Origin of the sequence: uncultured Dialister sp. (assembly GCA_900314595.1) — a bacterium.
Classification (GTDB): Bacteria; Bacillota; Negativicutes; order Veillonellales; family Dialisteraceae; genus Dialister.
Genome location: OMVW01000035.1, coordinates 1 through 25,963 on the forward strand (window position 1 = coordinate 1; position 25,963 = coordinate 25,963).

Consider the following 25,963-nt stretch of genomic DNA (forward strand, 5'->3'; position numbering starts at 1 on the left):
TTACTCCGAACAGGGTGAATAAGGCCCTATTTCCTTTAAACGCAATAGAGAAATTTCGATTTGGAAGCACTTTAGCAGCTGTTAAGTTAATGATATTGTTGTTAATAGTCAGCTTTTCCTTCTGCGGTATCTCTCTTGTAAGAAGATACATCTGCCAATGCAATGAGCCTGCCGGAAGCTCAGAAACTTGAAGACCTTCCTTCGCTGCTACCTGATTGGCAAAGATCTCAGGACAAACGGCCCAATAGTCGGAATCCCTGATAAAATCTGCAACCGAAAGGACATTATTCGTTTCCAGCCGGCAAGATGGAGTCGTACCAAATAGCGCCTTCCGCCATTTATCAACAGTCGCAAAATTACCGCCGGTAAAACGGATTTCCTTTTCCGGTGCCAAATCAGACGGATTGATATGGTAAGGGATTCCCGCATGACGGCTGCAGATAATCCGGGCCTCATCCGCCTTTACCAGAGAACAACGGACGCCCGAACGGTACGACTCATAGGCCACGAAACCGTAATCAATGAGATTGTGCTCCATCAGATCATAAGTGATGTGAGAATCACATATTTCCAGGGAAATATGACAATCCGGATGCCTCAGAAAAAACTGCTTCATGAAAGGCTGAAGGAAACTGTAATAATTGCCTTCATTACATGCGACCTGTATGGAATACTGCATATTTAACTGAAGAATCTTGGTTTCCTCAAAAAGATTCAGCCAGCGTTCAGCAATGGCAATGAAATTCAATCCCTGCCTTGTCAGCTTGATGGAACGCTGCCCCTTGGAGCGAATAAATAAGGGATAGCCGATTTCCTCCTCCAAATGCTTCAAGTGCGTACTGATGGCAGATTGGGAAATATGTAGATCCTCCGACGTTTTCGTAATGTTGCGCGTACGTACAAGATCAAGAAAAATATTGATATCCTTCTGCTGCATGATCAATCACCTCTTTTTCATCAGTATAGCATAAAACATAAGCATTGCACCGTACGTGAATCCTGGCTGCCGTGCAGATGCGCAGCAGTGGAAGGCTGCGGATTTTTCATTTTCCCATTAAAGCTCCGGGGTCCGAGTCACTCCCATCAGTGCCCCGGGATACAGACTTGCATCTTTTGAGGCAATTTTGCAGCATACCGCACGGGTACTGCGGGGCGCGGGGTAATCGGGTCGGTCGGGAAGGAGGCACTGCGCAATTCATGAAGCAGCGCGGATTTTTTTATTGGGCCCATGGAAGATGCCAGTTGCCAGTGGGGCCCATGGAATTTCCCGGAGACTCGCATGAAAGTTCCCAGTTGCCAGTGACTGGGTTCTTCGAAACTTTGAAATCTCAGTTGTCTCCGCAGCCTGTCATTGTCCGGGACTCGGGATGCGGGACTCGGGGTGGTGCGCGCGTCAACACTGGAAGCGCGCCTTTTTATACTTCTCCCACGAACCGGCAGTTCGTTCATATTCGAGGACCTAGTACATACAATGAGATATATAAAGGGAATGCGTTCTTATTATGCTTTCTTTTCATGCTTTAAGATGATAAACTAAAAGAGAAGGTTTATACTTCTTTCATATTTATCCGGGGTGACACTATGGGAATGAAGCCTGTTGATTTGAAGTTCGATGAATTTTTTGAAAAGTATTGCGAAAGATCTGAGACACAACTAAAGACAACTGATCCTTGCGCACTTAGATTTAAGAGAATTTTGAGCCTTTTCGAAATTTATCTGGGAAATAATTTCAGGGTGAAGGATTCTATATTTGGTACGTTTGGGAAACCGGATAATCTTTATGATGTTACAAGAGAACTTCCTTTTCGCAATTTCATTAGAAAATGTTGTAACGAAACATCTTTCAAAGCGGCTTTGTCAGAACTGGAAGATTTTGCATATAAATATGATCAGTGTATGCTGGAAACTGATGAGATTCAGTGGGGTAAGGATGCACTAATCACGCAGGAGAAATATATAAAAGCATCTCATAAAAAACGTATGCTGATAGAAGCTGGTCCCGGCGCAGGAAAGACGTGGGCACTTGTTCAAAAATTGCTGTACATGATTGATCCCGGAACGAGAAATTCGATTTTACCGGAAACGATTCTGGTACTGACTTTTTCTCGTGCGGCTTCCGCTGTTATACGGAGTCGGCTGAAAAAGATGGCGGAAGAAAAGTACCCGGATGCTCTTTATGATAATATCCAGATTGCTACAATTGATTCCTATGCATCTTCGCTGCTTCGCGCAATGAGTGAGGATAATCGTTTTGCAGAAAGTATCAGCGAATATTTGAATAATAGTGCCGGACATTTCTATGACTGGTACATTAATGAGGCTTATCAGGGGTTAAAAAAATCCTTTGAGAAGGACCCGGAAGGTCTCAATATCGTGAAGCTTTCAGGCTTAAATTATATTGCTGTTGATGAGGTGCAGGATATTAATGGAATCCGGGCTGACTTCATTTTACAGATGCTGAAGCAACTTCCCAAAGATTCAGGTATTTCTGCTTTGGGTGACCCCTGTCAGGCCATATATGACTTTGATCAATTTGATGATTTAAATTATTTTTCTTATTCCCGCACAACGGCAGTTGAATTTTTCAATCAGTTAAAGAAAATTACCGGAATGAAACATTACTGCTTTATGGGGAATCATCGTTCGCATCTATCTATTAACTCAATGCTGAATTGGGCCCGCACGCACCTTACTTGTTCCTATGGATCTACCTATGCGGAATCTAAATTGCAAGAATGCTTTGACCGGGTAAATAAGATAACCATAGAGGAACTTTCCGACAGTGTAATGTGGGTTAAAAATGTAAGCAGAGCAATTGGAGAAAAAAGTACAATAGCCGTTCTGGTTAGAAGTAATGACAGGGCTCTTCTGATTTATGATTTATTTCATAAGAATGACATACCTGTTTTCTGGCAGCGTAGAAGAGGATTTAACAATTATCTGGCTGGCTGGATTGGATACTTTTTCCGTGAATATGAAGACGCCTATATTGGAAAAGATTCATTTATCTCTGAGTTCAACAGGATTTTTAAATCGGAAAAAGCAAAAATTCTTCTGCGAGCCGGTGGAAATGATCCCGAAAAATACTGGGAAGCACTTGAAGGGTGTCTGGATATAGATGAGCCCAGAGAAAAATATGCTGTAGAGAAATTGCTCCTTGATTTATATCGTAATGCACAGTATGTCAGAGAAGATTCCAGAATTTTGTTTTCCGGATTAGTTCCTGACAGCCGGATTATCATTAGTACAGTTCATCAGGCAAAAGGACGGGAATATGATTATGTCTATCTCTGGGATGAAATAATTAAACCAAGAGATGATTATGATTATTTTGCTGAAGAAAAGTTGATGGAGGAATGCAGGGTAGCTTATGTAGGCATGACCAGGCCAATTAAGGGGATAGCAGTGGTTACAAACCCCAATAAATATTGGGGATTTAAAATCAGAACAATTCCTAAAAAATCAAGAAGCTCTCCCCGCCTTGGTCGTCTGAATAAACTGGCTGCCAAAATGGGCGATAAAAATGGTGTAAGTAGAATTGAAGTGGGTTATGATGAGGATTTTGAGCCCGAGTCTTTTGCCCGTTACCCTCAAGTTCAGGATTTAATTCATGAGTTAGTGCCGATTGGACAGTTGTTGAAGCTGGAAAAAATCGGCAGGGGACTTTATAAAAAGACTGCTGAAACCAGATATGAATTGATTTTGGAAAATCAAACGGACGGGAAAATTCATTTGGCTGAAACTTCGCCGATGTTTCAAGAGGATTTACGGGTTTTACTAAACCATTGGACCTGCAATGGAATCTGGCCTGCTTATTTCTATAATATCTACGCTAACGATCTGATTACATTCATTTCCCCGCAGGATGCCGGAGATGGAGCCAAAAAATTCGGCAAATGCAGCATCTGGAACGGTATTGATGCTGTCGGACTGGGGACAGTGGATTAAGCATTTTATAGGGAGACTGCTATGGCAGATATGAATCAGTATTATGAGGCCCGAAAAAAAATAATCGGAATTCTCCGAAAGGACTTTATCGGCCCGATAGAAGAAAAGGAAATCCTCCATGAGTATCCGGGGCAATATTACCTGATGGGAAAGCTTTATCCCAAAGATGAAGGCGGATTTCAGGCTGAAAAAGACGATGAATCTTTAAATGAACCGGTAGAAGAATCTAACGTGGAAGATACGGATACAGTACTTCCTCTGACCAATACAACAAAGCCTGCAGCTGCCGGAATCACTTTTGCACTTAGCAGTAAAACAAAACATATAAAGTGTCATATTACATGGGGACATTATTTACGCAGTTCTGATGATTCCATAAATGATTCTTCAGAGAATAAGAAACCGGTCCACTCCTGGCAGCGTATCCCGGAAAGCACGGATGTGGACTTTGAAATCAAGGGTCGGGGGAGACAATGCCTGGAGAAAATGGCAGGCAATGGATTGAAAGTCCGGGCAGACTGGTATTATATGCCTGAAGAAAATGACACAATAACCATTATGAGAGTTACCCTGATCAACAATTGGACTGCAGGAGAAAACAATGATAAAGATCTCTATGCAGAGCATATCCTTTTTCAGGTTTCCATGAAGGTCACTGCAGATAAATTGGATTCTTTTGTTCCTCTTTTGAGTGACGCGGCGTTGTCTGATGATTATGAAGCGCAGATTATGTCTCTCCTTTACCGCCGGTATCGCTGCTATGCTCAGGGACACGGCTGTGCTGTTTCATGGGATGAAGGGGAGGATAGACATCCCTCCTATATTCAGATGGATTTTTTCCCACAGTATGAGCTTCTTCAAATCAAGCCTGCTGATTTTGGTAATCTTTCCATATTGAGCATGAAATATCTTGCCTATGGGAAGGCGGAACAAATACTGCCATTACTGGATGAATTCCTGCATCGCTATGAGCTCTGGATTTCTGAAAAAGAAAAGGAGCTCCATTCCCTGCAAGAAAAATATAAAGCGGCAGGAAAAATCAATCTGGATCATTGCAGGCAGGCTCTGAAACTTATGAGGGAAACAGCAGCTCTTCTTAAAAATTCTGCAAAAGGGCCGGATACCATGCCCTGGAAGGCTTTTCAGTTAGCCAATGAAGCAATGTTCCTGCAACGGGTACAGACTCTGAAAAACAGAGGGGAAACGATTACTCTCGAAAAAGAAGAAACTATTCGGTGGTATCCTTTCCAGCTGGCTTTTATTCTTCATGAAATTCCGTCCATTATCAATCCCAGGCATAAAGCCCGTAAGATTGCCGATCTACTCTGGTTTCCTACAGGAGGCGGTAAAACGGAAGCATATCTGGGGATTTCCGCATTTACCATCCTTCTTCGCAGGATGCGTCATCCCGGCCGGACCGGAGTGGCTGTCTTTATGCGGTATACACTTCGTCTTCTGACCCTTCAGCAATTCCAGAGAGCGGCCATGATGATTATTGCCTGTGAAAAATTAAGACAGGATTACCATTTATTTTCTGAACCGGTATCTATCGGTCTGTGGGTGGGGGCCAATCAGACACCGAATGAACTCCGCAGAGCTATGGAATGGATCAGAAACCAGATAAAAAACGGAAAAGGACTTGTTTGTCCCTGGTGCGGAAAAGATATCAGGGAAGAAGACTTCAGTTTGAATGATTCTCATCTGGAAATCCATTGCTCCAACCCCGGGTGCATAACCCATGATTTCGCAGAAGGGCTTCCTTACCAATTTGTTGATGAAGATTTGTATGAGAATCCGCCCGATTTTCTTGTCGCTACAGTAGATAAATTTGCACAGCTGCCCAAGAATGAGAAACCTGCGGCTCTTCTCGGAATTCAGGATCCGGATCAGCCCAATCCGCCGGATCTGATTATCCAGGATGAATTGCATCTGATTTCAGGTCCGCTGGGATCTGTAACCGGCCTTTATGAAACAATTATTGATGCCCTTTGTACTACTAAGGATGGAATACCCGCAAAAATTATTGCCTCTACAGCTACTGTAAAAAATGCCAGGCAGCAGATTGGTGCACTTTTCGCCCGGGATTATTTCCAGTTCCCTCCGCAGGGACTGGAATCGGATGATTCTTTCTTTGCGGTGAAATCATCCCGTGATGAAAGTCCCAGCCGATTGTACTGTGGAGTTATGGGCAGCGGGGCAACCCCGACAACCGTGGGAATCAGAGTACAGGCTGCCCTTCTCTATGCCTCCAGACTGCTGGAAAAAGAGGGCGTCTCACCGGAAGTTCTGGATAATTATTGGACCATTGTAGGTTATTTCAATACACTCCGTGAACTGGGTGCCAGTGTTACACAATATAATGACGATGTCAGAAATCGTTTTCATTTCCTGTGTAACTCAAAATTTGCAGGATTATATCCGTCTATGAAGAATCATCGATTCCCGGATATCCTGGAAGAACTGACAAGTCGTAAATCAGGTGCCGAAGTGGCGGCAACCCTCCGAAATCTGGAAAACAAATATGAAAGGGGCAGCGGCAGTGTCATTGATTGTGTGATGGCAACCAACATGCTCTCCGTTGGCGTGGATATCAGTCGGTTAGGAATTATGGTAGTAGCCGGCCAGCCGAAATCAAATTCTGAATACATTCAGGCAACAAGCCGTGTCGGTCGAAATAAGCCCGGAATTGTAGTGACTACGTATTCAGGCACTCATTCCAGAGACCGAAGCCATTATGAGCAGTTTATGAAATATCATTCTTCCCTTTATCGCTATGTGGAATCCAACAGCCTGACACCCTATTCCGACCGGTGCAGGGATAAAGGACTGGCAGCTGTTTTTATCGGACTCTGTCGTTACCTGGATAAGGACCTCCGTGGAAATACATCTTTAGACCGGTTCAAGCCGGGATCCCGAATTCAAAAGCAGGTTGCTGATATTATTCTTCGCCGGGCAGAAACCATTTATCCCGGAAATGAAGAAATACTGGATGAAATCAGGGATGAAATAGACAATATTGTGGAAAACTGGGAAGAAAGGATGGCTTCCTGCAGATATTACTTTAAATACAATGATGCAGCGGGGAGCCTGATTCAATCGGATACGGCAGATGATCCTTTTGCCATGATGAACAGTATGAGAAATGTGGACCATGTTTCCAATGTTTATATGAGGTGAAGTGATGAGGAGAGGAAACCGCGTTAAGATTATTTTGCCCCCGACACCCGTAAGTGGGCAGAATTCTTCAGTTGATCAAATTATAGGCCAGATCCGTAAAAGCCAGTTTATAACCACATTTGGACCGGGGGCCGTTGTTAATTTCAAGGATTATTCCTGCGTGATTGGTGCACCCTATGAACCCAAATGGGAAGACCATGGCAGAGTCATTCATGACAGAAATCTGGAACGGCTCCTTCATGTCAGTGAATTCAAGGAACCACCTGTCATTTCTGACAGCAGCCCGAAAGCAGAATATACGGAAAAAGATTTGATTGCTTATAGATTCCCGAAATGGTGCTATTGCAAGAAATGCGGAAAACTGGCGGAGGCCAAATACCTGCAGTCATCGAATGATCCTACCCGCTGTGCATTCTGTCATGAAAAACTGATACCGTCCCGATTTCTCATTGCCTGCGTCAATGGCCATCTTGCCGATTTCCCCTATGAATGGTGGGTCCATAATGGGGAAAAATGTCCTTACCCTCACGTCGGGAATCGGGAACATAAACATTATTTACAAATAGAATTCAGTGGAGATACAGGTGATCTGGCAAGTATTCGGATTACCTGCCCTTCCTGCAATGCCACAAGAACCATGGCAGGCGCTTTATCTCCTGCCATGTTCAAGAACTATCACTGCCACGGTGAAAGGCCATGGCTTGGAAACCGCTCCGAACTCAATGAAAAAGATTGCGAAGCAAAAGTAAAGCCGCTCCAGCGAAGTGCTTCCAATATTTATTACTCGGTTACGAAAAGTGCGCTCACCATTCCGCCCTGGTCAACGGAAACAGCCTCTGCCGTTTTAAAACATCCGAATATGGAATCATTTTACAATCAGATTCGGAATGACCCGGTTAAGCTGGAAGATTATTTCAAATCGGATCCATTCTTTGCCAGAGTACTGCGTCATATGAGTGCGAGCACTCTGGCCGGGCAGATCGATTCTATTTTGAAAATTGACCGGCAGCCTTTGCAGAATTTCGATTTCCGACAGATGATGGAAGATGAGTATGGCGCTTTGACTGGCGGAAATCGGAATGACGAACTTTTTGTCACAGAAAAAGTGGAAGTACCCGACTTGTTTGAAGATTATATAGAAAACTGCGTCAAAGTAAGAAAACTCCGGGAAGTGCTGGCTCTTGTCGGATTCTGGCGCATTTATCCCGTTGCACCGGATCCGGGCAAAAAGGAATTTGAAGGATATGAGGACCATCAGTTTTACCCGGAAAGACCGGAATGCATTCCATCAGTTCCTGTCGATTCCACCTGGCTCCCTGCGGTATCCATGCTTGGGGAAGGCGTATTTTTGACGCTTAAGGAAGATAAAGTCCATCTTTGGGAAGAAAAGAATGGACACCATTATTACGAGATGAGAAAACGGCTGTATTCCAGTCCCTTCAAGATGGAAATTCAGGAGAAATTTTCACCCCGTTATGTCCTGCTGCATACTCTGGCTCATCTCCTGATCCGTCAGATGGTAACGGAATGCGGATATTCGGAAGCCTCCCTGAAAGAACGTATCTACAGTACCTATCCGGGACGGGAGTATCCTATGGCAGGAATCCTGATTTATACTTCCTCTCCTGATTCCGATGGAAGCCTGGGCGGGCTTGCCCGGCAGGGAGATACGGAATCCATGAAATACAATCTCCTCAAAATGCTGGAAAACGCTTCCTGGTGCTCATCGGATCCGCTCTGCATTGAATCCAAAGCCCAGGGATACCAGTCTTTAAACTACGCTGCCTGCCATGCCTGTACGCTCCTGCCTGAAACCTGCTGTGAAGCGTTTAACTGTCTCCTGGATAGAGGCGCCGTAGTTGGAACCTTTGATAACACTGTTGAGGGATATTTTAACGATATACTCTATAATCTAATGGCGTGAAGGTCAAATTATTGTAATTCTTAGAAGAACCTATGGAAACCGGTAAGGAAAGTGAGCATATGGCAGGGAATAAGATGAGTATCGAAGATGACTTACGACTGAAAGAACTGCAGAATCAGTATCATGTATACGTAGATACTTATGTTTTACATAAGAGCAGGGGAAAGGGCAGAATTCTTGGCTTCTCCTCGAACGGGCCGGGAGAATATCAGGTAGAAATATGGTTTACTGCTAAAAAGGCTTCATATCAAAGTAAGTTTCCGTATGCATTTGATGTTGGCACATTAACTCTTTATACGGGGGAGAAACCATCAAATAAAGCTGTCCAGGTTAAAACAGAGAAAAAGCCGGTTCAATCCGGACCTGCCAAAAAGCCGTCACAACTCGAACCCATTAAGAAGCCGGTTTCTCCGGAAGCACCCGGGGATTCAAGTCAGCCCGAAAGACAAAAGGAATGGGCTCAACCCCTGACCGAAAAGAAAATGGAACCATCAGAAACTGATATTATATATGTTGCGAATGTGACACTGCTGGCACTCCAGAATAAATATAAAATCAAGGAAGGCAAACGTGTCTTTCATACAAAATTGTTAAAAGGCGGAACAATTAAAAATTTTGAAACAATTATTGATGCTCGTAATTCCGTTTCGTATCGTATTTATATTCACATGGATGATACGGAGGAAAATAAGGCAGTCAAGTTTATATTTCCTCTGATATTTGAAAATGGACTGGTCCGCAGGGAAAGGGCTGCTGACGTCCGGCTTAGAGAAAAAGGATCTAATGCCTTAAAAGAGGTCGGAGAAGAGAAAACTGATAAAACCAATCAAACAGATTCTGTCCCTCATAAGGATATATCTGACGTCAAATTGAACGATCCCATTTTTATTGAAAATTGCGGATGGGGATACGTCAGAGAATTTGCGAATCAAATGTATCATTCTATTACAGATCAAAAAGGCCTTATCATACAGATGGAATTATCGCACATCTTTCTGACCAAAGATTCCTGGGAAAAACGCTGCCTCAAAGATGAAATCAAGACCGCTCAAGATGTTGAAAATGAGACAAATAAAAGTTTGGAAAGAGCGAAACTCATAGCTGCGGAATTAGGATATGGTACAAAAGGATCCGCAGGCGGCATTCATTTGACAAGGCATGAGGAACTATTGAAAGCGGTTAATGACCAGTGCGCTTTTTCGACGAACTATATCGAATTTTTAAACGATGATGAAATAGAACTTCTTCTTTCCGGAAATACTGTAAAAAAAGAAATACCTTCCGGGGAACTTGAGGGTAAAGTATCATTAGAAATTGCCTCTAAAATTGTAAATTCTCATGATAATACTGTTTATTCCGGCGGGATTGTCCATCTTTCCGGTCAATCTTCTACCCTTCCCGATGGCTGTAGAGAAGTCCGATATTTAAATGTTTCCTTCCATAACAAGAAGCAGCTTGAAGCTCCTGACTTGATCAGGTTATTTTCGAATTTAACCAATAGCGGGCTGACTTCATTGAATGATTTGAGCAAGACGAAAATCTTATCACTGCTTAATCAGGGAAAGGTTATATCAAAAAAAGTACTCTATATATGGAACGGTATTGGTATAACGGTATCCTCCATTGACTCCTCATATTCACCGCGATATGCACTTGAAGCCATAATTGGGCAGGCGAGTACGAAATTCTTATCATGGGTTAACAATGAGAACCTGTGGAATCTGATTCAAGGGGAGGAAATACATTACGGCGGCAATATATACTCTATAAATAACGGAATTTTATATCGCAGAAGTAAATATCTGCCTCAAATTCCGGCAGAAGCAGTCACATTTATCCGGCCTTCAGATATAAAGTCAAAAGACACTTATTTGACTCAGGAATCCTTAAGTAAAAAGCTGAGGAAAAAGGAGATAACACCGGAAGTATCCTTATTTGAAGGAGCACAAGGTATGGATGACCACCTGGCGGATCAAATAATATCATTGGATTCTTTGTCTATGGACACAGAGAATAATGAAGCAAACGACCTCCTGGAATATTTTGACTCCGTATCCTTACTCAAGATCCTGCGGGGCCTCTGCAGCATTAACCCGAACTATCTGGAAACTTTTACAAGGAATGATTTGATTCAGCTGATAATAAAACGTTCGGTTACAGTAGACGGGAAGCTATTTAGACGAAGGAATTCCAGACTCTATTGGGAATATCAGAAACAATAGCTGTATGAGCCCTTGCCTGAAAACATATTTTAATGAAGTTAACGGCATTTATAATCGATAATTGGGCAGTAGGAGACGTCCTGAAATCATATGGACGCCTCTTTTTATTTTGGGGGCCAATAAAGCCGCCGGTTACCGGAAATTCTTCATTTAATCACAGGAAATTTCCAAATTTCCTATTAGAAAGGTTTTTTAGAATCAAGTAAATGCAGCATCCTTTAATCTCATGAAATCGTGATTATCGTGTGTATCGTGGCTGTCCTGAGGCTAAGCGGCAAAAGAAGAAGGCTTCGAATTTTTCGCTCCCATGTAAGTTCCCAGTTTCTAGTGACCATTACCCTGCGAGGCATCAGGCGATTCGCTTTCCGTTCATCGGAAAGAATCGGCTGTCATCGAATCGTTACTTGTATTGGTATGTTTGCCATACTAATGATAGACAGTTAATTTTATATATCTTTATGTCTAAAAAGATATATCTAAATGACAACGGACGATAGATTGTTTATTTTATGGTATTATTATATAAAAGTATTCTCGTTCATTTGTTTCTTGTATTGTCATATGGAGCAATTAATGGATACCATTACTACCTTTAAATTAGGAGAGCTTTTCTGTGGTCCCGGTGGTATAGCTTATGGAGCTATGCATGCACAGAGTGATGATGGAAAATTTAATATTACCCATGCCTGGGCTAATGACTTTGACCCAGATACTTGTGAGACCTATAGAAAAAATATCTGCCCAGATCATCCGGAATCCGTGCATTGTATGGATGTAAGAAAACTGGATATTAAATCTCTGGGGCAGATTGACGCTTTTGCTTATGGATTTCCCTGCAATTCATTTTCTAATGTCGGGGAGCATCAGGGACTGGCCAATGAAAAATTTGGACAGCTTTATTGGTATGGTATTGAGGTGCTTAGAGAATATAAGCCTAAGTGGTTTATTGCGGAAAATGTCAGCGGCATTAGAAGTGCCGGTTCCGGTGATTTCAAGATCATCTTGAATGATATGCGTGAGTCTGGCTATAAATTGGTCGTAAATCTGTACAAAGCAGAGCAGTATGGGGTTCCTCAGACCAGACATAGAGTTATCATCGTTGGAATTAGAAATGATCTGGATGTAGAATTCCATGTTCCAGATCCGGCACTGTATGCTGATTGTGATATTTCAGCAAGAAAGGCATTATCCAATATTCCAGCGGATGCTCCGAACAATGAAGTTCGCAAATTGGCGGCTAAAGTTACAAGACGTTTGTCATATATTCGCCCGGGTGAAAATGTCTGGCAGGCAGAAGAAGCAGGACGGCTGCCGGACGAATTAAAGATTCATACAAAAACTAAAATCAGTCAGATTTATAGAAAACTGGATCCTGACAAACCAGCTTATACAGTTACCGCATCAGGCGGCGGTGGTACATTTATGTATCACTGGACTGATAGAGAACTGACGAATAGAGAAAGAGCAAGAATCCAAACATTCCCAGATAGTTATGAATTCGTAGGAAAATATTCATCCGTCAGAAAGCAGATAGGCATGGCAGTACCATGCAGACTTTCCAATATAGTTTTGACAGCAGTATTAAACAGCTTTGCAGGTATTGAATATCCTTGGGTTAAACCAAATCTGAAAGAATAATTTGTGAAATTTAGCTAGGTTGATTTGCGAGGAATTGCTTATGCTGAACTATTGGTGGGTAACTAGGCCTAAGAGAAAGCTCGATAGTATTCCGGAAGTATTGGCTGCTTTTGCGGACATTTCCTTGAATCAGGAATGGGAAGGTCAGCGCGGAACACAGCTTAAGTATGAAGAAGCTCTTGAAAAAGCTGGATTGAAGCGTGTAGGCCAAAGACGAGATCAGAGCGGATCCGGCGGAAGAACTTATCAAGCATGGCTGGAATCATTAGGGCTCATTTTCCATCAGGCACAGACTAAGCAGATCAAATTAACCTTAGCAGGTGAAGCCATTATGAATGGTGAATCCCCTGTTAAAATTTTAACGTGGCAGGTATTGAAATATCAGTTTCCATCTGCCTTTTCGGTAAGCCGCGGAGTCCAGGTTAATCCTCGCTTCAGAATCCATCCGTTTATTTTTTTACTAAGATTAATGGATGACAGCCGGATTCAATACTTAACACAGGATGAAATCGCTAAAGTTATTGCAGTGGAAGCAGAAAATGAAAGCGATCGCTGCTATGAGTATATAGTCGAAAGAATTCTACAGTATCGCAGCTATGGAGACAGCTGCCTGGATAAAGATTTCTTCATCAAATATAAACCGTCGAAGGGTTCAGTAAATCCTTCTCATCCTTATAGTCATCTGCAGGATTGTGCAAATACGATGGAGAATTGGCTGGAATATACACAGCTTGCTAAAAGAGATGATGATAAGCATCTTGTCATCCTGGATGAAAAGCGGGATGAAGTAAAAGCAATTCTAAATCAGAAAATCCCATTTGTTGACCGTCCCGACAATCATGAATTTTATCAGAGAAAATATGGATTAGATCCAGATCATCGCAAAGATACCCGGAATCTGGAAAAAACAAAGACAATAACTGCCAGAACAATAGCTGAAATGAAGATTAAGCAGGCATATATTCGTATTGCCATTAAAAAGCCGATTTTCAGCCTTACAACTGAGATTATTGATGAAATTTCGGACGATACAGGAATTACTGACACATTAGTTGAAGATATTATTCGAAAGAATTATCCCCATGGATCCATCGGTGCTTTTATGGCATCCTACTTTGAGATGGCTTTCAAAGGCACTGAAGAAGCAGTTGATTTTGAAAAAGCAACAACTGAGATTTTTGATAAAGTCTTTGGCTATAATGCAACTCATCTGGGTCAGACAGGAAGCAAATCTGCACCTGACATTCTGCTGATTTCTGATTCAGAAGGTTATCAGTCGATTATTGATAATAAGGCATATAGCAAGTACAGCATTACCGGTGATCACCATAATCGGATGGTCCAGAACTATATCCGGAAGATTGGAAACTATAGTAAATGTACTTATCCCATCGGATACTTTGCTTATATCTCTGGGGGATTTATCAATACATTTGATTCACAGGTTCAGAAAGAAATTGAAGAATCCGGCGTAAGCGGTTCCGGTATTACTGTTTCTAATTTCATTAAGATGATTGAAAATCAGACATCCGGCAAGGTTAAATATTCTCATCGTGATCTTCGCACTATTTTCAGCATTGGAAGGCAGATTCGACTGACAGATATAGAAAATCCGACCAGAATCTACAAAGATGTACCTGAACGAAATGCTTCTCTTAGAAAAGCCAGTGATTTGAATCATTCTTTTGGTGATGATAATGGATGATTTAACACCTGAGCAGCGTCATAAAAACATGACGCATATTCGAAGCCAGGATACAAAACCGGAAGTTAAGCTGCGAAAAGCTCTTTGGAAAAGAGGAATCCGATATAGGAAGAATTATAAACTGCTTCCTGGAAAACCAGATATTGCTATTACTCGATTTCGCATTGCTGTATTCGTAGATGGGGATTTCTTTCATGGGAAAAATATTGAAAAGATAAAGACCCAGGTAAAATCCAATAGAGAGTACTGGATTCCTAAAATTGAAAGAAATATAGAAAGAGATAAGCAGGTTAATGATGAGTTGACAGAATTGGGATGGCTGGTACTCCGTTTCTGGGAAAGTGATATCAAAAAAGACTTGAAAAATTGTGTTTCAAGTGTACTTGAGTATTGTATAAAATAAAAGTCAATTTTTAGCGCTGTTAAGTGTGAATATTTGATTTGCTGTTTTAAAAAGCCCGAGGATTCGGGCTTTTTGCTTTTCCTGCTTTCCAGCAGCCAAATGAAGCGATTTTACGGACCGTGATTAGAAGAGGCCGGGTTGGTCGTATTCTATTTTTTCTTTTTTGTCGTTCCGGCCGGCCGGGCGGGGCGGCTGGCTGGGGGAGTCGGATCCGGTTTCGTGATCTTTGATGAATGGGGCGGTTTTTTCTTTTTTCAGTGTGATTCCGTAGTTTTGCAGACGCAGGATATGAAGTCAGAGGTTCTTAGTTTCTTTTTCTTTGTCATGACGCAGGAGATGAAGCCGGTGAGGGTTATTTCTTTTTCGGGCGGCATTTTTCCAAAGATATATCCGCTGCCTGTCCTGATGGAGGGTACTTTCCGGGAGTACCGGATGAGGGAGGCGTAGAACCAGTCTTTGAGCCCGGGCCGGCGGAGTGTATGGGTGAATCCTCCCTGCTTCAGTGATTGTATGGTGAAGAATCGTTCGTCTCCGGCTGCGAAGCAGGCTGAGGGGGTAATGGGAAATGGCGGGAAAGCCGCGGGGAGGGAGACTGGGAACTGGTAACTTTAATGGAAAATTTTGTGATATGATAAAAATAAAAGTAAAATTAAATGGAAAGGAGGATTTCTATGAAAGGGAAATTATTGATCGGTCTGGCGCTTCTGGGCGTTTTGGGGTTTTTACCGGTGGAGGCCAGGATGCCGGAGCCTGCATCGGTTCCGGCGGAGTTGAAGGGGACCCATCCCCACAGCCCGGCGGTTTCGAAGTACTACCTCCAGGAGCTGGTGGATAAAAAGCTCATGACTCCAGAAGAAGCGGAAAGGACCCAGGTGTACCTCATTTTCAGACATGCACGTCGTATGCAGGACTTAAAAGAAGTGCAGGGCATGAGCCGCGAAGAACGTCGGGCCGTGATGAAACACAAGAGAGAGCTTCGGGGTAATCCTCTCGTGGAATACGCAGACCGCTGCGGACTGACGCTGGAAAGGGCCAGAGAACTCATGGACCTCATGCACGACTCTGATAAAGGAACAAAATACTACGAGAAAAGTCAGATGAAATAAAATTTTCCGCCTAAAAAGTGGCGCCCGTCCGGGCGCCACTTTTGCGTGGGAATTTTGAGTCGTTTGTGCCGGGCAGCGAACCCGAAAGTCTTTGACCATTTAAGACATTTCTTCTAGTTTGTGCTTGACATCCCCTCACCGCATTCGCGGAGCTCCCCGCACTTCGGGGAGCTCGCTTTTTACGGATAGAGGCATTTGCGGTGAGTTTTTTTCGTCAGTCAGCCCTGTATGTGCCTTGTACGAAAGATGAACTCACCCGCCTTCGCTTCGCTCCGGCACCCTCTCAGCACTCAAGAGGGTGGGGCCCTGCAGCATGCTTTCTGTTTTCCTTATTTTCTACTTTTACGTATAGTGCAGGATGAACATAGGGCCGTCTCCTCGCCGCTTCGCGGAGTTCCGCCAGGACGTAACGTACTTACCGGTTATTGCAGTTTCGACTTGAATGAAAGACCGCCCCCTTCACCGCCTTCGGCGGAGCTTCCCCCGTAGGGGGACGCAGCGCGTTTCAGGGATAGAGGCATTTATTCCTTGTATGTTTCGTCAGTCAGCCTCATTTGTGCCTGGTATGATAGATGAACTTACCCGGCCGCTCCGCGGCTACCCTTTCAGCACTCGAAAGGGTGGTGACCGATTGTCAGGTTTTCCGTTTTCCTCATGTGTGCCTTGTACGGATAGTGCAGGATGATGATCTCCGGCGGCCGAAGGCCGCCGAATGGTCAGGCTCCCCCTTGGGGGAGAGGCGTCAGAGGGGGGAGGGATGAAAAATGGCGGGCTTCATAATTTTTTCGCCCGCCACCGCCCTGAGTCCCGATGTCCCGAGTCCCGGACAACGTACAGTCTCGAAGACAGCTGAGAATTCAAAGTTTCAAGGCTTTCAGTCCCTGATGTAAATCTGGCAGCTGGTAACTTTAATGGGAAATAAACAGAAATGATCGATTCTTCGAATCGATTCTGCCCTTTCAGGCCCTTCGGGCCAGCTTCCCCGCGGGGAAGCCTTACCGCTTACCGATAGAGTCGATTGTCCCGGGGATGTTTTGGCAGTCAGCTTCATTTTCGACTAAGAACGACAGATGAACCCACCCGCCTTCGCTTCGCTCCGGCACCCTCCCGGCACTCGGGAGGGTGGGGACCGATAGCATGCTTTTCATTTTCCTGATTTACTGCTTGAATGGATAGTGCAGGAATTCCATCAGTCTTCCCCCCACCGCTTCGCGGAGCCCCCTTTTCAAGGGTGGCTTGACTTTTGACCGCTTCGCGGCGGATGGGATCAATCGGAACTCCCATGCGAGCTTTGAAGAAAAAATCTATAAAGGGGCGCGGCTTTCCGCTGTCGCCGCGCCACTTTCACGATAGCCACGGTATCCACGCTAATCACGATCGCAAGAGTGTAAAGGATGCTGCATTCACTTGATTTTTAATACAATCATCTGATGGAATTTCTCGGAACTCGGAACTTTTATGGGAGGAAGTGTTTTCAGAATTCTACGATTTCTCCATCGGCCGGCATGACGTAGTTGGTGACGTTTCTTTCTGCCAGACGTCCTTTCATGGTGTATCTGGTCATGGAGGCATGGGCGACGTTGTCCATATGGGTGATGAAGATGGTGGATTCCGGGGCGGTCATGGATACGGAAGCGACATCTTCGTCGTTCATGATGAGGCGGCCGAAGTTTTCGAGTTCTGCGGCGCAGGCATTGACGGTGATGATTTCGGGATGGAATTTTTCGATGGTTTTCTGCACTTCGGGGTACCATATGGTGTCACCGGTGATGTAGAGGGTCTTTTCGTTTTGTGCCTGAAGGATGACGCCCATGGAGTCTCCACAGGGGATGACGGTACCGTGGCGGGCGGGTGTTTTGTAGAGTGTCATATTTCCAAAGGCTGTGCCTTCTTCGGAAAGGATGCGGAGGTCGGTGAAGCCGGATTTTTCAAATATTTCTTTATCTTTTTCGTTCTGGAGGAAGAGGGGAAGGTTTTTCGGAAGGTCTCTGCCCACGAGGCCTGTTTTGAGGTCCATATCCACATGGTCGGGATGGATGTGGGTGATGATGATGGCATCTATGCCGGAGAGGATTTCTTCTCTGGTCATGGGCAGGGGGCAGATGGGCATGGGGATTTCCATTTTCAACCGGTCGGGGGTGAGGAAGGGTCTTCCGGGAATGGAATTGAGGCTGCCCATAGAATATTGCGGGACAAGCCAGGGATCGAGGAGGAGGGTTTTCCCTGCATAGGTGATTTTGTTGGTGGCGTTTCGGATCTGCTGAATTTTCATGATGGGCTCCTTTTTGAACAGTTGGATTTTTCTTGAACACCGTGTACAATATTTATTATAGGGAGAAAATGGGGAAATACAATTGGCAGTTTGCTGTATTTGCCTGTTCTTTGACAGTCTGGCCGATGTGTGCAGAAAGGGGACTATGATGGTTGAGGAGAAGCTGGACCGGCGGAGTGCGTACAGCCGGATGGTGATTGAGGATACGTTTCTGGAAATGCTGAGGGAGGGGCCTTTCAGCCGGATCAATGTGGCAGGTCTCTGCCGGAGGGCGGATATCAGCCGGGGAACTTTTTATCTTCATTATGTGGATATTTACGATGTGCTGAATCATGTGCTGGCGAAAGCTCTCATGACGGCAGAGCAGGAGGGAGAGGGGGAGTCTTTCCTGTCCTTTCTGAAGCTTTCGAAGGAGGAAAATATCCGGGAAAAGCTGAGGGAGAATGGTTTTCTGCTTCCTGTGTGCCAGAGGATGGCGGATGATGAGAAATACCGGCCCCTTTTTCAGGATGAATCGATTTCTTCTCATGTGCTTCATTTCGTCTATTCTGCGGAAAGGGAAAAACTCGTGCCTCTGATGATGGAGTATTACGGGGTGAAGAAAAAGGTGGCAGAAATGATGTACCTTTTCGCCGTGGCAGGGGCTTATGCGGTGAATCGGGATCATAAATGGAAAAAGGATGAGGATTGGTATGAATTCCAGGAGGAACTTATCCGGATGCTGGGGAAATAAAAAATCATCGGAGGCCCCGACAGGAAAGTACAGGCCTTCCGGGAGCCCCTGAAAGGAAATCTGGAACCGGAAGCTTCTATGGGTGCCCCTGAAGGAAAATGGCAGCCGGGAACTTTAATGGGACCTATGGGGAAAATATAAAAAGGCGCGGCTTTCTGCTGTCGCCGCGCCACCTTCACGATAGCCACGTCAGTCAATCATCACGATCGAAAGAGGTTAAGGGATGCTGCATATATGTGATTTTAAATGCTCATCTGATGAGTCCTCCGGCAACTGGGAACTTTAATGAGAAATATAGAGATTATCGATTCCTCGAATCGATTTTGCCCTCTCACCGCTTCGCGGTGTTCCCGAGGGAGAGCACTTGCTTGCCGATAGAGACAATTTTGCCATGTGCCTTTCATTAATCAGCCTCATTTTCGACGAAGAACGACAGATCAACCCACCCGCCTTCGCTTCGCTCCGGCACCCTCCCAGCACTCAGGAGGGTGGGGCCCGATTGTCTGCTTTTCCATTTTCCTCATGTGTGCCTTGTACGGATAGTGCAGGATGATGATCTCCGGCGGCCGAAGGCCGCCGAATGGTCAGGCTCCCCCTTGGAGGAGCTGGCGCCGGAGGCGTCAGAGGGGGGGGATGAAAAATGGCGGGCTTCATAATTTTTTCGCCCGCCACCTACCCGATTCCCGATGTCCCGAGTCCCGGACAACTTACAGTCTCGAAGACAGCTGAGAATTCAAAGTTTCAACCCTTTCAGCCCCTGATGGAAATCTCGGATCTCGGAACTTCTATGCGAGCCCCTTACCGGTCCTCTGGCAGTTGACGGCTTCAATGGGAAGCAGGCTATATTTTCTTCTTGCAGCAAAGGTGAAATCATTGTACAATTTAGTTAAATCAATTTAAGTTAAATGAATTTAAGTAAGAGGCGTAGATATGAAATTTATCGGAAGGGAGCGGGAGCTGGCGATCCTTCGGCAGCGGTTTGAGAGTGACCGGTCGGAGAATATTCTGGTCTATGGCCGGCGGCGTGTGGGGAAAAGTGAGCTGATCCGGCAGGCTTTGCGGGAGGCGGAGGGAGTCGTTATTTCCTATGTGTGCCGCAGGGCGCCGTTTGAGCAGAATTTCACCGGCCTTTCGAGGGCAGTGGCTGAGGCTTTTGATGAGCCCTATATTTCTTTTCCCAATCTGGAGGGGCTTCTGAATTATGTGTATCGGAAGGCTGCCGGGGAGAGGGTATTTCTTTTCATCGATGAGTATCCTTTTTTCCGCGGTGAGGATGGATCGGTGGATTCGGAGTTCCAGATCGCCATCGACCGTTTCCAGCATGATGCCTGTCTGAAGCTTGTGCTTTGCGGATCTTATATGGATACGATGCGCCGGCTGGTGGAGAGTGATGCGCCTCTCTTCGGGCGGTTTTCGGAAATCCTGAAGCTTAGGCCTTTTGATTATTATGATGGGGCGAGGTTTTTCCCGGATCGTTCGAAGGAGGAACGGTTTTTCCTGTATTCTGTCTTCGGGGGGATGCCTTTTTATCTGCTGCAGGTGGATCCGAATCTGTCGGTGGAAGGAAATATTTCCAAACTTCTCATCCCCGAGGGGTCCATGCTGGAGAATGAGATCCGTCTGCAGCTGGCGAGCGAGCTTTCGAAGGAGGAGAATGCCAATTATGTGCTGGGGAAGATTGCTTCGGGCGTAGGGAAATATTCGGATCTGGCCGCCGGTTTCCCGGGGAAGGGGAGCGCTGTCTATCATACGCTGGAGAAGCTTTCGGGGATGGATCTCATCGAGAAGGATTCGCCGCTCAATGCCGGATCGAACCGGAGGAAGCACCGGTATGTCATCAGTGATGCGCTGCTGGATTTCTATTATTCCTATCTTTTCCGGGAGACCACGGCCCGGAGCGCCATGGCGTCGGAGGATTTCTATCGGTTGAAGCTGAGGGAAAAGGTGGAGACGGAGTATCTCCCCCGCCGCTTTGAGCAGGCGGCCAGGGAATACCTGCTTCGCAGGAACCGGGCGGGTCTGGTAAAGCCGCCGTTTTATGCCATTGGCCGGTATGTGTACAACGATAAGGTCCATCAGAAGAATGGGGAATTTGACGTGGTCACGGAGGATGAGCGGGGCTTTTCTTCCTATGAATGCAAGTATAGAAAGAAACCGGTGGATATGAGCGTGGTCCGGGAGGAAGAGGAACAGGCACGGAGTCTGGGCCTTCCTTTCTATCGCTTCGGCTTCTTCTCCCGCTCCGGGTTTACCGGAATCGATGGGGAGAAATATCCCCTCATCACTTTGGACGATATGTATCGGTAGAACGTAATAAGCAGGAAAAGCGTCTCTGAGCCTTCAGGGACGTTTTTTTATGTGGGAGATATCCTGGAAATAGAAACTTTCAGGGGAAGAATATAAAAGGCGCGGCTTTCTGCTGTCGCCGCGTCACCTTCCCGATAGCCACGTCAGTCGATCATCACGATCGAAAGAGGTTAAGGGATGCTGCATATATGTGATTTTAAATGCTCATCTGATGAGTCCTCCGGCAGCTGGGAACTTTAATGGGAAATATAGAGATTATCGATTCTTCGAATCGATTTGCCCTCTCACCGCTTCGCGGTGTTCCCGAGGGAGAGCCTCCTGTCTACCGCTTATCTCATCATTTCCAGGGATGTTTTGGCAATTAGCCTCATAAGTGCCATGTATGATAGATGAACTTACCCGACCGCTCCGCGGCCACCCTTTCAGCACTCGAAAGGGTGGGGCCCGATTGTCTGTTTTCCGTTTTCCTCATGTGTGCCTTGTACGGATAGTGCAGGATGATGATCTCCGGCGGCCGAAGGCCGCCGAATGGTCAGGCTCCCCCTTGGGGGAGCGAATGGTCAGGCTCCCCCTTGGGGGAGCTGGCTGCGAAGCAGACTGAGGGGGGAGGAAAGGGAGCTGGCAACTGGAAACTTCAATGGAAAACAGACAGAAATGATCGATTCTTCGAATCGATTTTGCCCTCTCACCGCTTCGCGGTGTTCCCGAGGGAGAGCACTTGCTTGCCGATAGAGACAATTTTGCCATGTGCTTTTCGTTAATCAGCCCCATTTTCGACGAAGAACGACAGATGAACCCACCCGCCTTCGCTTCGCTCCGGCACCCTCCCAGCACTCGGGAGGGTGGGGCCCGATTGTCAGGTTTTCCGTTTTCCTCATGTGTGCCTTGTACGGATAGTGCAGGATGATGATCTCCGGCGGCCGAAGGTCATCGATTGGTCAGGCTCCCCCTTGGGGGAGCTGGCGCCGGAGGCGTCAGAGGGGGGGAGGGATGAAAAATGGCGGGCTTCACAAGCTTTTCGCCCGCCACCGCCCCGAGTCCCGATGTCCCGAGTCCCGGACAATTCATATTTTCGAAGACAACTATTCAATCAAAGTCTCAATACTTTCAGTCCCTGATGGGAGTCTGGCAACTGGGACCTTCCCTGCATGTAATTCCGGGATTATTTCCTTGCGAAGTGGCTTGAAATATCTTAAGATGATTAAGGAAGGAGTTGAATACTGATGCCCGAATTGAGTAGATTTGCCGGAATGGTTATTTATCTTCTTTTTTATGATGTGGGTCAGCATAATAAGCCCCATGTTCATGTATATTATGGCGATTATGAAGCGGTCATCGCCATAGATGGTGAATTGTTAGCGGGATCAATTCCAGGAAAACAGCTGAGAATGGTCACGGGGTGGCTGGCATTCCATGAGGAGGAAGCTTACAGGGCATGGAATAAAGCTGTTCAGGGTGAGCATTTTGAAAAGATTCCACCTATGAAGTGAGGTGTTTCCCATGTATATGGTCAATGATGTCTGCTATGCGGGGTCCCCAAAGGAGGGGTTGAAGGTCAGGGCGGTGAAGGCTTTGCGGGGCGGAATGCTGCTTCTTACTTTTTCTACCGGTGAGGAACGGCTTCTGGATACGACGGAGCTTACCGGTCCTGCTTTTGAAAGGCTGGCCGAGGGGGAAGTGTGGAGTCATCCCTCTCTCTTCCATGGAGTCATTACCTGGGCTGATGGGGAAATAGATATAGCGCCGGAAGGGGCTTATGAAAAAAGTTATCCCTATACGGCACCGGAGTATGAATCATATCCGGAGGTAGTCGTGGAGAAAAAAGTGGTCAGTGAAAAATAAGCCAGGAAAAGCATCTGAAGGTTCAGATGCTTTTTTATTGATCGGTATGTGATTCTACAGGTAACCGGGACGGACTACTGATGAAAGCTCGGAAGCAGGAACGGCTATGCACGAAGAATATAAACCGGCGGGCTTTTATAATTTTTTTGCCCGCCACCGTCCCGATAATCCCGATATCCCCGCGATCCCCGATATCCCCGATTCAAAGGTTTTCGGATAGCAGGTATCCCTTCGGCTATATGATATAATATTCCCAGAGGAGGTATTTCCTATGGAAAGTACTGATTTATTTCCCATGAGTGATCATGAGAAGGAGCTCCTGGCAAAGGAGGATGCGGCTTACGGGTACAGGCTTCCCGAGTGGAAGTGGATGCCCGGGGATGGTATGTGCTATGCCTGCGGGGATGCAAATAAAAGTGGGCTGCATCTTCATTTCTTTGAGATTCCGAAGGGGTGTCTGTCTTTTTTCACGCCTTCTCATGAGCATCAGAGTTATGATGACCGTATGCACGGCGGCCTTATTTCCACGCTTCTCGATGAGGTGACGGGAAATTATCTTTTCTTCACGGAGAAGAGGCCGGCGTATACGGGTAAGATGGAAATCCGATTCCGTTCTCCGGTAGATATCGGGGAGACGGTGAAGATTGAGGGCCGGGAAGTGAAACGGAAGGGCCCGCTGGTCGTGATGGAAGGGAAAATCTTCCATGAGGATGGCTCGGTGGCAGCTGAGTGCACGTCTCATATGATGGTAGAGTTGTCAGAGAAAGGATCGTTACCATGGCAAAAGCTGAAGTTATTGAAAAGGTAAAAGCAGTGAAGGACGCTCCGTCCTGTTATGAAGGGCTGAAGAAGGTGTGTGAGGAATACCTGGCAGCCGCAGGGACTGATGGAGAGAAGGCAGCCGCTGACAAGCTGAAGGCTGCTTTGAAGGAATGTGTGAATTCCATCGATGATATGCTGGGATTTGTGGTCACCGATGATGCTAAGAAATACCTGGGCGAAGAAGCGGCCAAGGGTCTGGAAAAAGCAGGAAAGGAAGCAAAGGCGAAGGGTGAGAAATATTGTCTCTGCGCTGCCTGCGCTCCCGGCGGCTGGCTGCTGGATCATGAGGATGAGTTTTAATTTCTGACATTTCCTCTTGCAGGATTTTTTACAATAGCGATTGTCGTTGTTCGTGATTCGTGGTTCGTGAAGGTGGCGCCCTTTGGAAATATAGGGGCGCCATTTTTGGATGGGAAATAGAGGGCCAATCGATTCTTCGAATCGATTGGCCCTCTCACCGCTTTCGCGGTGTTCCCGAGGGAGAGCCTCCTGAATTACCGGTTTCCTCATCTTTCCCGTGGTTGTTTTGTCATTCAGCCTCATATGTGCCTTGAGCGGTTGAACAACCTATTCGGCCGCTCCGCGGCCACCTTTCCATCCCAGGAAAGGTGGTGACCGATTGGCAGGCTGTCCTTTATTTTCATATTTCCCTTGAAGATGTAGTGCAGGAAATACATGGATCTCTTCCGCTGGCTGCGTCAGTGTCCCCGGACTCCGTGGAGGCTGACCATTAGCCGCATCGCGGCCGACCGGTCAGGCTCCCCCCTGGGGGAGCTGGCGCCGAAGGCGTCAGAGGGGGGAGTGATGATAAATGGCAGGAAAGAGGTCGAGAAGGAGACTAGGAACTTTTGTGGGAAATAGAGAAAATATCGATTCTTCGAATCGATTGGCCCGCTCACCGCTTCGCGGTGTTCCCGAGGGAGAGCCTCCTGACTTACCGGTTTCCGCATCTGTCCTGCGATTGTTTTGTCATTCAGCCTCATATGTGCCTTGAGCGGTTGAACAACCTATCCGGCCGCTTCGCGGCCACCTTTCCATCCCAGGAAAGGTGGTGACCGATTGGCAGGCTGTCCTTTATTTTCATATTTCCCTTGAAGATGTAGTGCAGGAAATACATGAATCTCTTCCGCAGAGGCACACCTTCCCGAAATCCGAAATCCCAAATCCCAAATCCCAATTTTCACTTCCCACAATTAGAAAGTTATGATAAAATGACTCTAATACGTTCAAAGAAGTTTGCAGGAGGATCATTATGTTACATCAGGTATCTCTTTTCGCAGCGAATACAAAGGGCGCTCTCAGCAGGATGACTTCTATCCTGGCGGAGCATGATATCAATATTTATACGATGCTGGCTACGGACAGCGCGGAGTTCGGCATTATCCGTCTCATCGTGGATAAGACGGAGGAGGCGGTAAAGGCGCTGGAGGAAGCGGGGTATCAGTGCAGGGATGATCTGGTCATCGCTATCGATATGGCTTCTGATAAGCCCGGTACGCTGGACAGGATCCTGAGGGATCTGAAGGATGCCAATGTGATGATCCGGTATCTGTATATTTCTTTCGACCGCCAGACCAGTTCTCCGATCGCCGTATTCAATACGACGGAGTCGGAAACGGAGGCTTTCCTCAAGGGGAAGGGGTACCATCTGCTGGACCGGTTCTGAGATAGTGGAAATAGAGCTCTGCGCTGCAGGGCTTTTTTATTTTTTGTGTCAATTTCGGCTTTTGCGTGTAGAACAACCCCTCAGCCTCGCTGCGCTCGGCAGCTCCCCAATTACACATATCGGCGCCGTTGCCACCGTAAATAAAACCGGTGGGAGTTCAATTTTTCTGTATAATTGGGTTAGCGGCAGAAATCGACC

General features: G+C 46.0%; 18 protein-coding genes. 16 read left to right on the forward strand and 2 right to left on the reverse strand.

All coding sequences use genetic code 11. The annotated features are described in order from the left end of the window. On the reverse strand, positions 1–937 hold a 937-nt coding region (locus tag QZN42_RS08105; RefSeq protein ID WP_296956354.1), incomplete at its 3' end, for a LysR family transcriptional regulator. Positions 938–1,581: 644 nt separating this feature from the next. On the opposite strand from QZN42_RS08105, the gene QZN42_RS08110 reads away from it, so the two are divergent. The 9 genes from QZN42_RS08110 to QZN42_RS08150 all read left to right on the forward strand — a co-directional run bounded on the left by QZN42_RS08110 (position 1,582) and on the right by QZN42_RS08150 (position 16,123). Continuing rightward, positions 1,582–3,948 carry a UvrD-helicase domain-containing protein gene (locus QZN42_RS08110; protein WP_296956355.1) on the forward strand — a complete coding sequence of 789 codons (2,367 nt, stop codon included), beginning with the start codon at positions 1,582–1,584 and terminating at the stop codon, positions 3,946–3,948. Positions 3,949–3,969: 21 nt separating this feature from the next. Beyond that, positions 3,970–7,125, forward strand: coding sequence for a helicase-related protein (locus QZN42_RS08115; protein WP_296956357.1), 3,156 nt, complete (start codon positions 3,970–3,972; stop codon positions 7,123–7,125). A 4-nt stretch (positions 7,126–7,129) separates the two neighbouring features. Further along, positions 7,130–9,049: a DUF1998 domain-containing protein gene (locus tag QZN42_RS08120; RefSeq protein WP_296956358.1), complete on the forward strand. Its 1,920-nt coding sequence runs from the start codon at positions 7,130–7,132 to the stop codon at positions 9,047–9,049. A 32-nt stretch (positions 9,050–9,081) separates the two neighbouring features. Next, positions 9,082–11,271, forward strand: coding sequence for a hypothetical protein (locus QZN42_RS08125; RefSeq protein ID WP_296956361.1), 2,190 nt, complete (start codon positions 9,082–9,084; stop codon positions 11,269–11,271). A 573-nt stretch (positions 11,272–11,844) separates the two neighbouring features. After that, positions 11,845–12,909, forward strand: coding sequence for a DNA cytosine methyltransferase (gene dcm, locus QZN42_RS08130; RefSeq protein ID WP_296956364.1), 1,065 nt, complete (start codon positions 11,845–11,847; stop codon positions 12,907–12,909). A gap of 40 nt (positions 12,910–12,949) precedes the next feature. Beyond that, positions 12,950–14,614 (forward strand): restriction endonuclease FokI C-terminal domain-containing protein, encoded by a 1,665-nt coding sequence (locus QZN42_RS08135; RefSeq protein ID WP_296956367.1) that lies wholly within the window; start codon positions 12,950–12,952, stop codon positions 14,612–14,614. After that, positions 14,607–15,017, forward strand: coding sequence for a very short patch repair endonuclease (locus QZN42_RS08140; protein WP_296956369.1), 411 nt, complete (start codon positions 14,607–14,609; stop codon positions 15,015–15,017). Before QZN42_RS08135 ends, QZN42_RS08140 begins: the two co-directional genes overlap by 8 nt. A 138-nt stretch (positions 15,018–15,155) precedes the next feature. Beyond that, positions 15,156–15,464, forward strand: a complete 309-nt coding sequence (locus QZN42_RS08145) for a hypothetical protein (protein WP_296956371.1) — start codon at positions 15,156–15,158, stop codon at positions 15,462–15,464. 224 nt (positions 15,465–15,688) lie between these two features. After that, positions 15,689–16,123, forward strand: a complete 435-nt coding sequence (locus QZN42_RS08150) for a somatostatin (RefSeq protein WP_296956374.1) — start codon at positions 15,689–15,691, stop codon at positions 16,121–16,123. A gap of 1,474 nt (positions 16,124–17,597) precedes the next feature. Here QZN42_RS08150 and QZN42_RS08155 read toward each other — a convergent pair. Next, positions 17,598–18,395 (reverse strand): MBL fold metallo-hydrolase, encoded by a 798-nt coding sequence (locus QZN42_RS08155; RefSeq protein ID WP_296956375.1) that lies wholly within the window; start codon positions 18,393–18,395, stop codon positions 17,598–17,600. Positions 18,396–18,477: 82 nt separating this feature from the next. Between QZN42_RS08155 and QZN42_RS08160 the strand changes: the two genes are divergently transcribed. From QZN42_RS08160 to QZN42_RS08190, 7 genes are all read left to right on the forward strand, one after another. Next, a complete protein-coding gene (locus tag QZN42_RS08160) occupies positions 18,478–19,128 on the forward strand; it encodes a TetR/AcrR family transcriptional regulator (RefSeq protein WP_296956378.1) in 651 nt (216 codons plus the stop codon). A gap of 930 nt (positions 19,129–20,058) precedes the next feature. Then, a complete protein-coding gene (locus QZN42_RS08165; protein WP_296956380.1) occupies positions 20,059–21,435 on the forward strand; it encodes an ATP-binding protein in 1,377 nt (458 codons plus the stop codon). Positions 21,436–22,658: 1,223 nt separating this feature from the next. Further along, positions 22,659–22,925, forward strand: a complete 267-nt coding sequence (locus QZN42_RS08170) for a DUF4160 domain-containing protein (RefSeq protein WP_296956383.1) — start codon at positions 22,659–22,661, stop codon at positions 22,923–22,925. Between the two features lie 10 nt (positions 22,926–22,935). Further along, on the forward strand, positions 22,936–23,277 hold the full coding sequence (locus tag QZN42_RS08175) for a DUF2442 domain-containing protein (protein WP_296956385.1): 342 nt from the start codon (positions 22,936–22,938) through the stop codon (positions 23,275–23,277). Positions 23,278–23,548: 271 nt separating this feature from the next. Further along, complete coding sequence (locus QZN42_RS08180; RefSeq protein WP_296956388.1) at positions 23,549–24,085, forward strand: PaaI family thioesterase; 537 nt, start codon at positions 23,549–23,551, stop codon at positions 24,083–24,085. Continuing rightward, on the forward strand, positions 24,055–24,399 hold the full coding sequence (locus QZN42_RS08185) for a heat-shock protein Hsp90 (protein WP_296956391.1): 345 nt from the start codon (positions 24,055–24,057) through the stop codon (positions 24,397–24,399). Before QZN42_RS08180 ends, QZN42_RS08185 begins: the two co-directional genes overlap by 31 nt. Before the next feature lie 952 nt (positions 24,400–25,351). Then, a complete protein-coding gene (locus tag QZN42_RS08190; protein WP_296956393.1) occupies positions 25,352–25,765 on the forward strand; it encodes an ACT domain-containing protein in 414 nt (137 codons plus the stop codon). Positions 25,766–25,963 lie beyond the last annotated feature (198 nt).

What these genes read in the sequence shown, in the direction of transcription:
- QZN42_RS08110 (WP_296956355.1), top strand. Translation starts at nt 1,582, where the DNA reads ATGGGAATGAAGCCTGTTGATTTGAAGTTCGATGAATTTTTTGAAAAG.
- QZN42_RS08115 (WP_296956357.1), top strand. Translation starts at nt 3,970, where the DNA reads ATGGCAGATATGAATCAGTATTATGAGGCCCGAAAAAAAATAATCGGA.
- QZN42_RS08120 (WP_296956358.1), top strand. Translation starts at nt 7,130, where the DNA reads ATGAGGAGAGGAAACCGCGTTAAGATTATTTTGCCCCCGACACCCGTA.
- QZN42_RS08125 (WP_296956361.1), top strand. Translation starts at nt 9,082, where the DNA reads ATGGAAACCGGTAAGGAAAGTGAGCATATGGCAGGGAATAAGATGAGT.
- dcm (WP_296956364.1), top strand. Translation starts at nt 11,845, where the DNA reads ATGGATACCATTACTACCTTTAAATTAGGAGAGCTTTTCTGTGGTCCC.
- QZN42_RS08135 (WP_296956367.1), top strand. Translation starts at nt 12,950, where the DNA reads ATGCTGAACTATTGGTGGGTAACTAGGCCTAAGAGAAAGCTCGATAGT.
- QZN42_RS08140 (WP_296956369.1), top strand. Translation starts at nt 14,607, where the DNA reads ATGGATGATTTAACACCTGAGCAGCGTCATAAAAACATGACGCATATT.
- QZN42_RS08150 (WP_296956374.1), top strand. Translation starts at nt 15,689, where the DNA reads ATGAAAGGGAAATTATTGATCGGTCTGGCGCTTCTGGGCGTTTTGGGG.
- QZN42_RS08155 (WP_296956375.1), bottom strand. Translation starts at nt 18,395, where the DNA reads ATGAAAATTCAGCAGATCCGAAACGCCACCAACAAAATCACCTATGCA.
- QZN42_RS08165 (WP_296956380.1), top strand. Translation starts at nt 20,059, where the DNA reads ATGAAATTTATCGGAAGGGAGCGGGAGCTGGCGATCCTTCGGCAGCGG.
- QZN42_RS08170 (WP_296956383.1), top strand. Translation starts at nt 22,659, where the DNA reads ATGCCCGAATTGAGTAGATTTGCCGGAATGGTTATTTATCTTCTTTTT.
- QZN42_RS08175 (WP_296956385.1), top strand. Translation starts at nt 22,936, where the DNA reads ATGTATATGGTCAATGATGTCTGCTATGCGGGGTCCCCAAAGGAGGGG.
- QZN42_RS08180 (WP_296956388.1), top strand. Translation starts at nt 23,549, where the DNA reads ATGGAAAGTACTGATTTATTTCCCATGAGTGATCATGAGAAGGAGCTC.
- QZN42_RS08185 (WP_296956391.1), top strand. Translation starts at nt 24,055, where the DNA reads ATGGCAAAAGCTGAAGTTATTGAAAAGGTAAAAGCAGTGAAGGACGCT.
- QZN42_RS08190 (WP_296956393.1), top strand. Translation starts at nt 25,352, where the DNA reads ATGTTACATCAGGTATCTCTTTTCGCAGCGAATACAAAGGGCGCTCTC.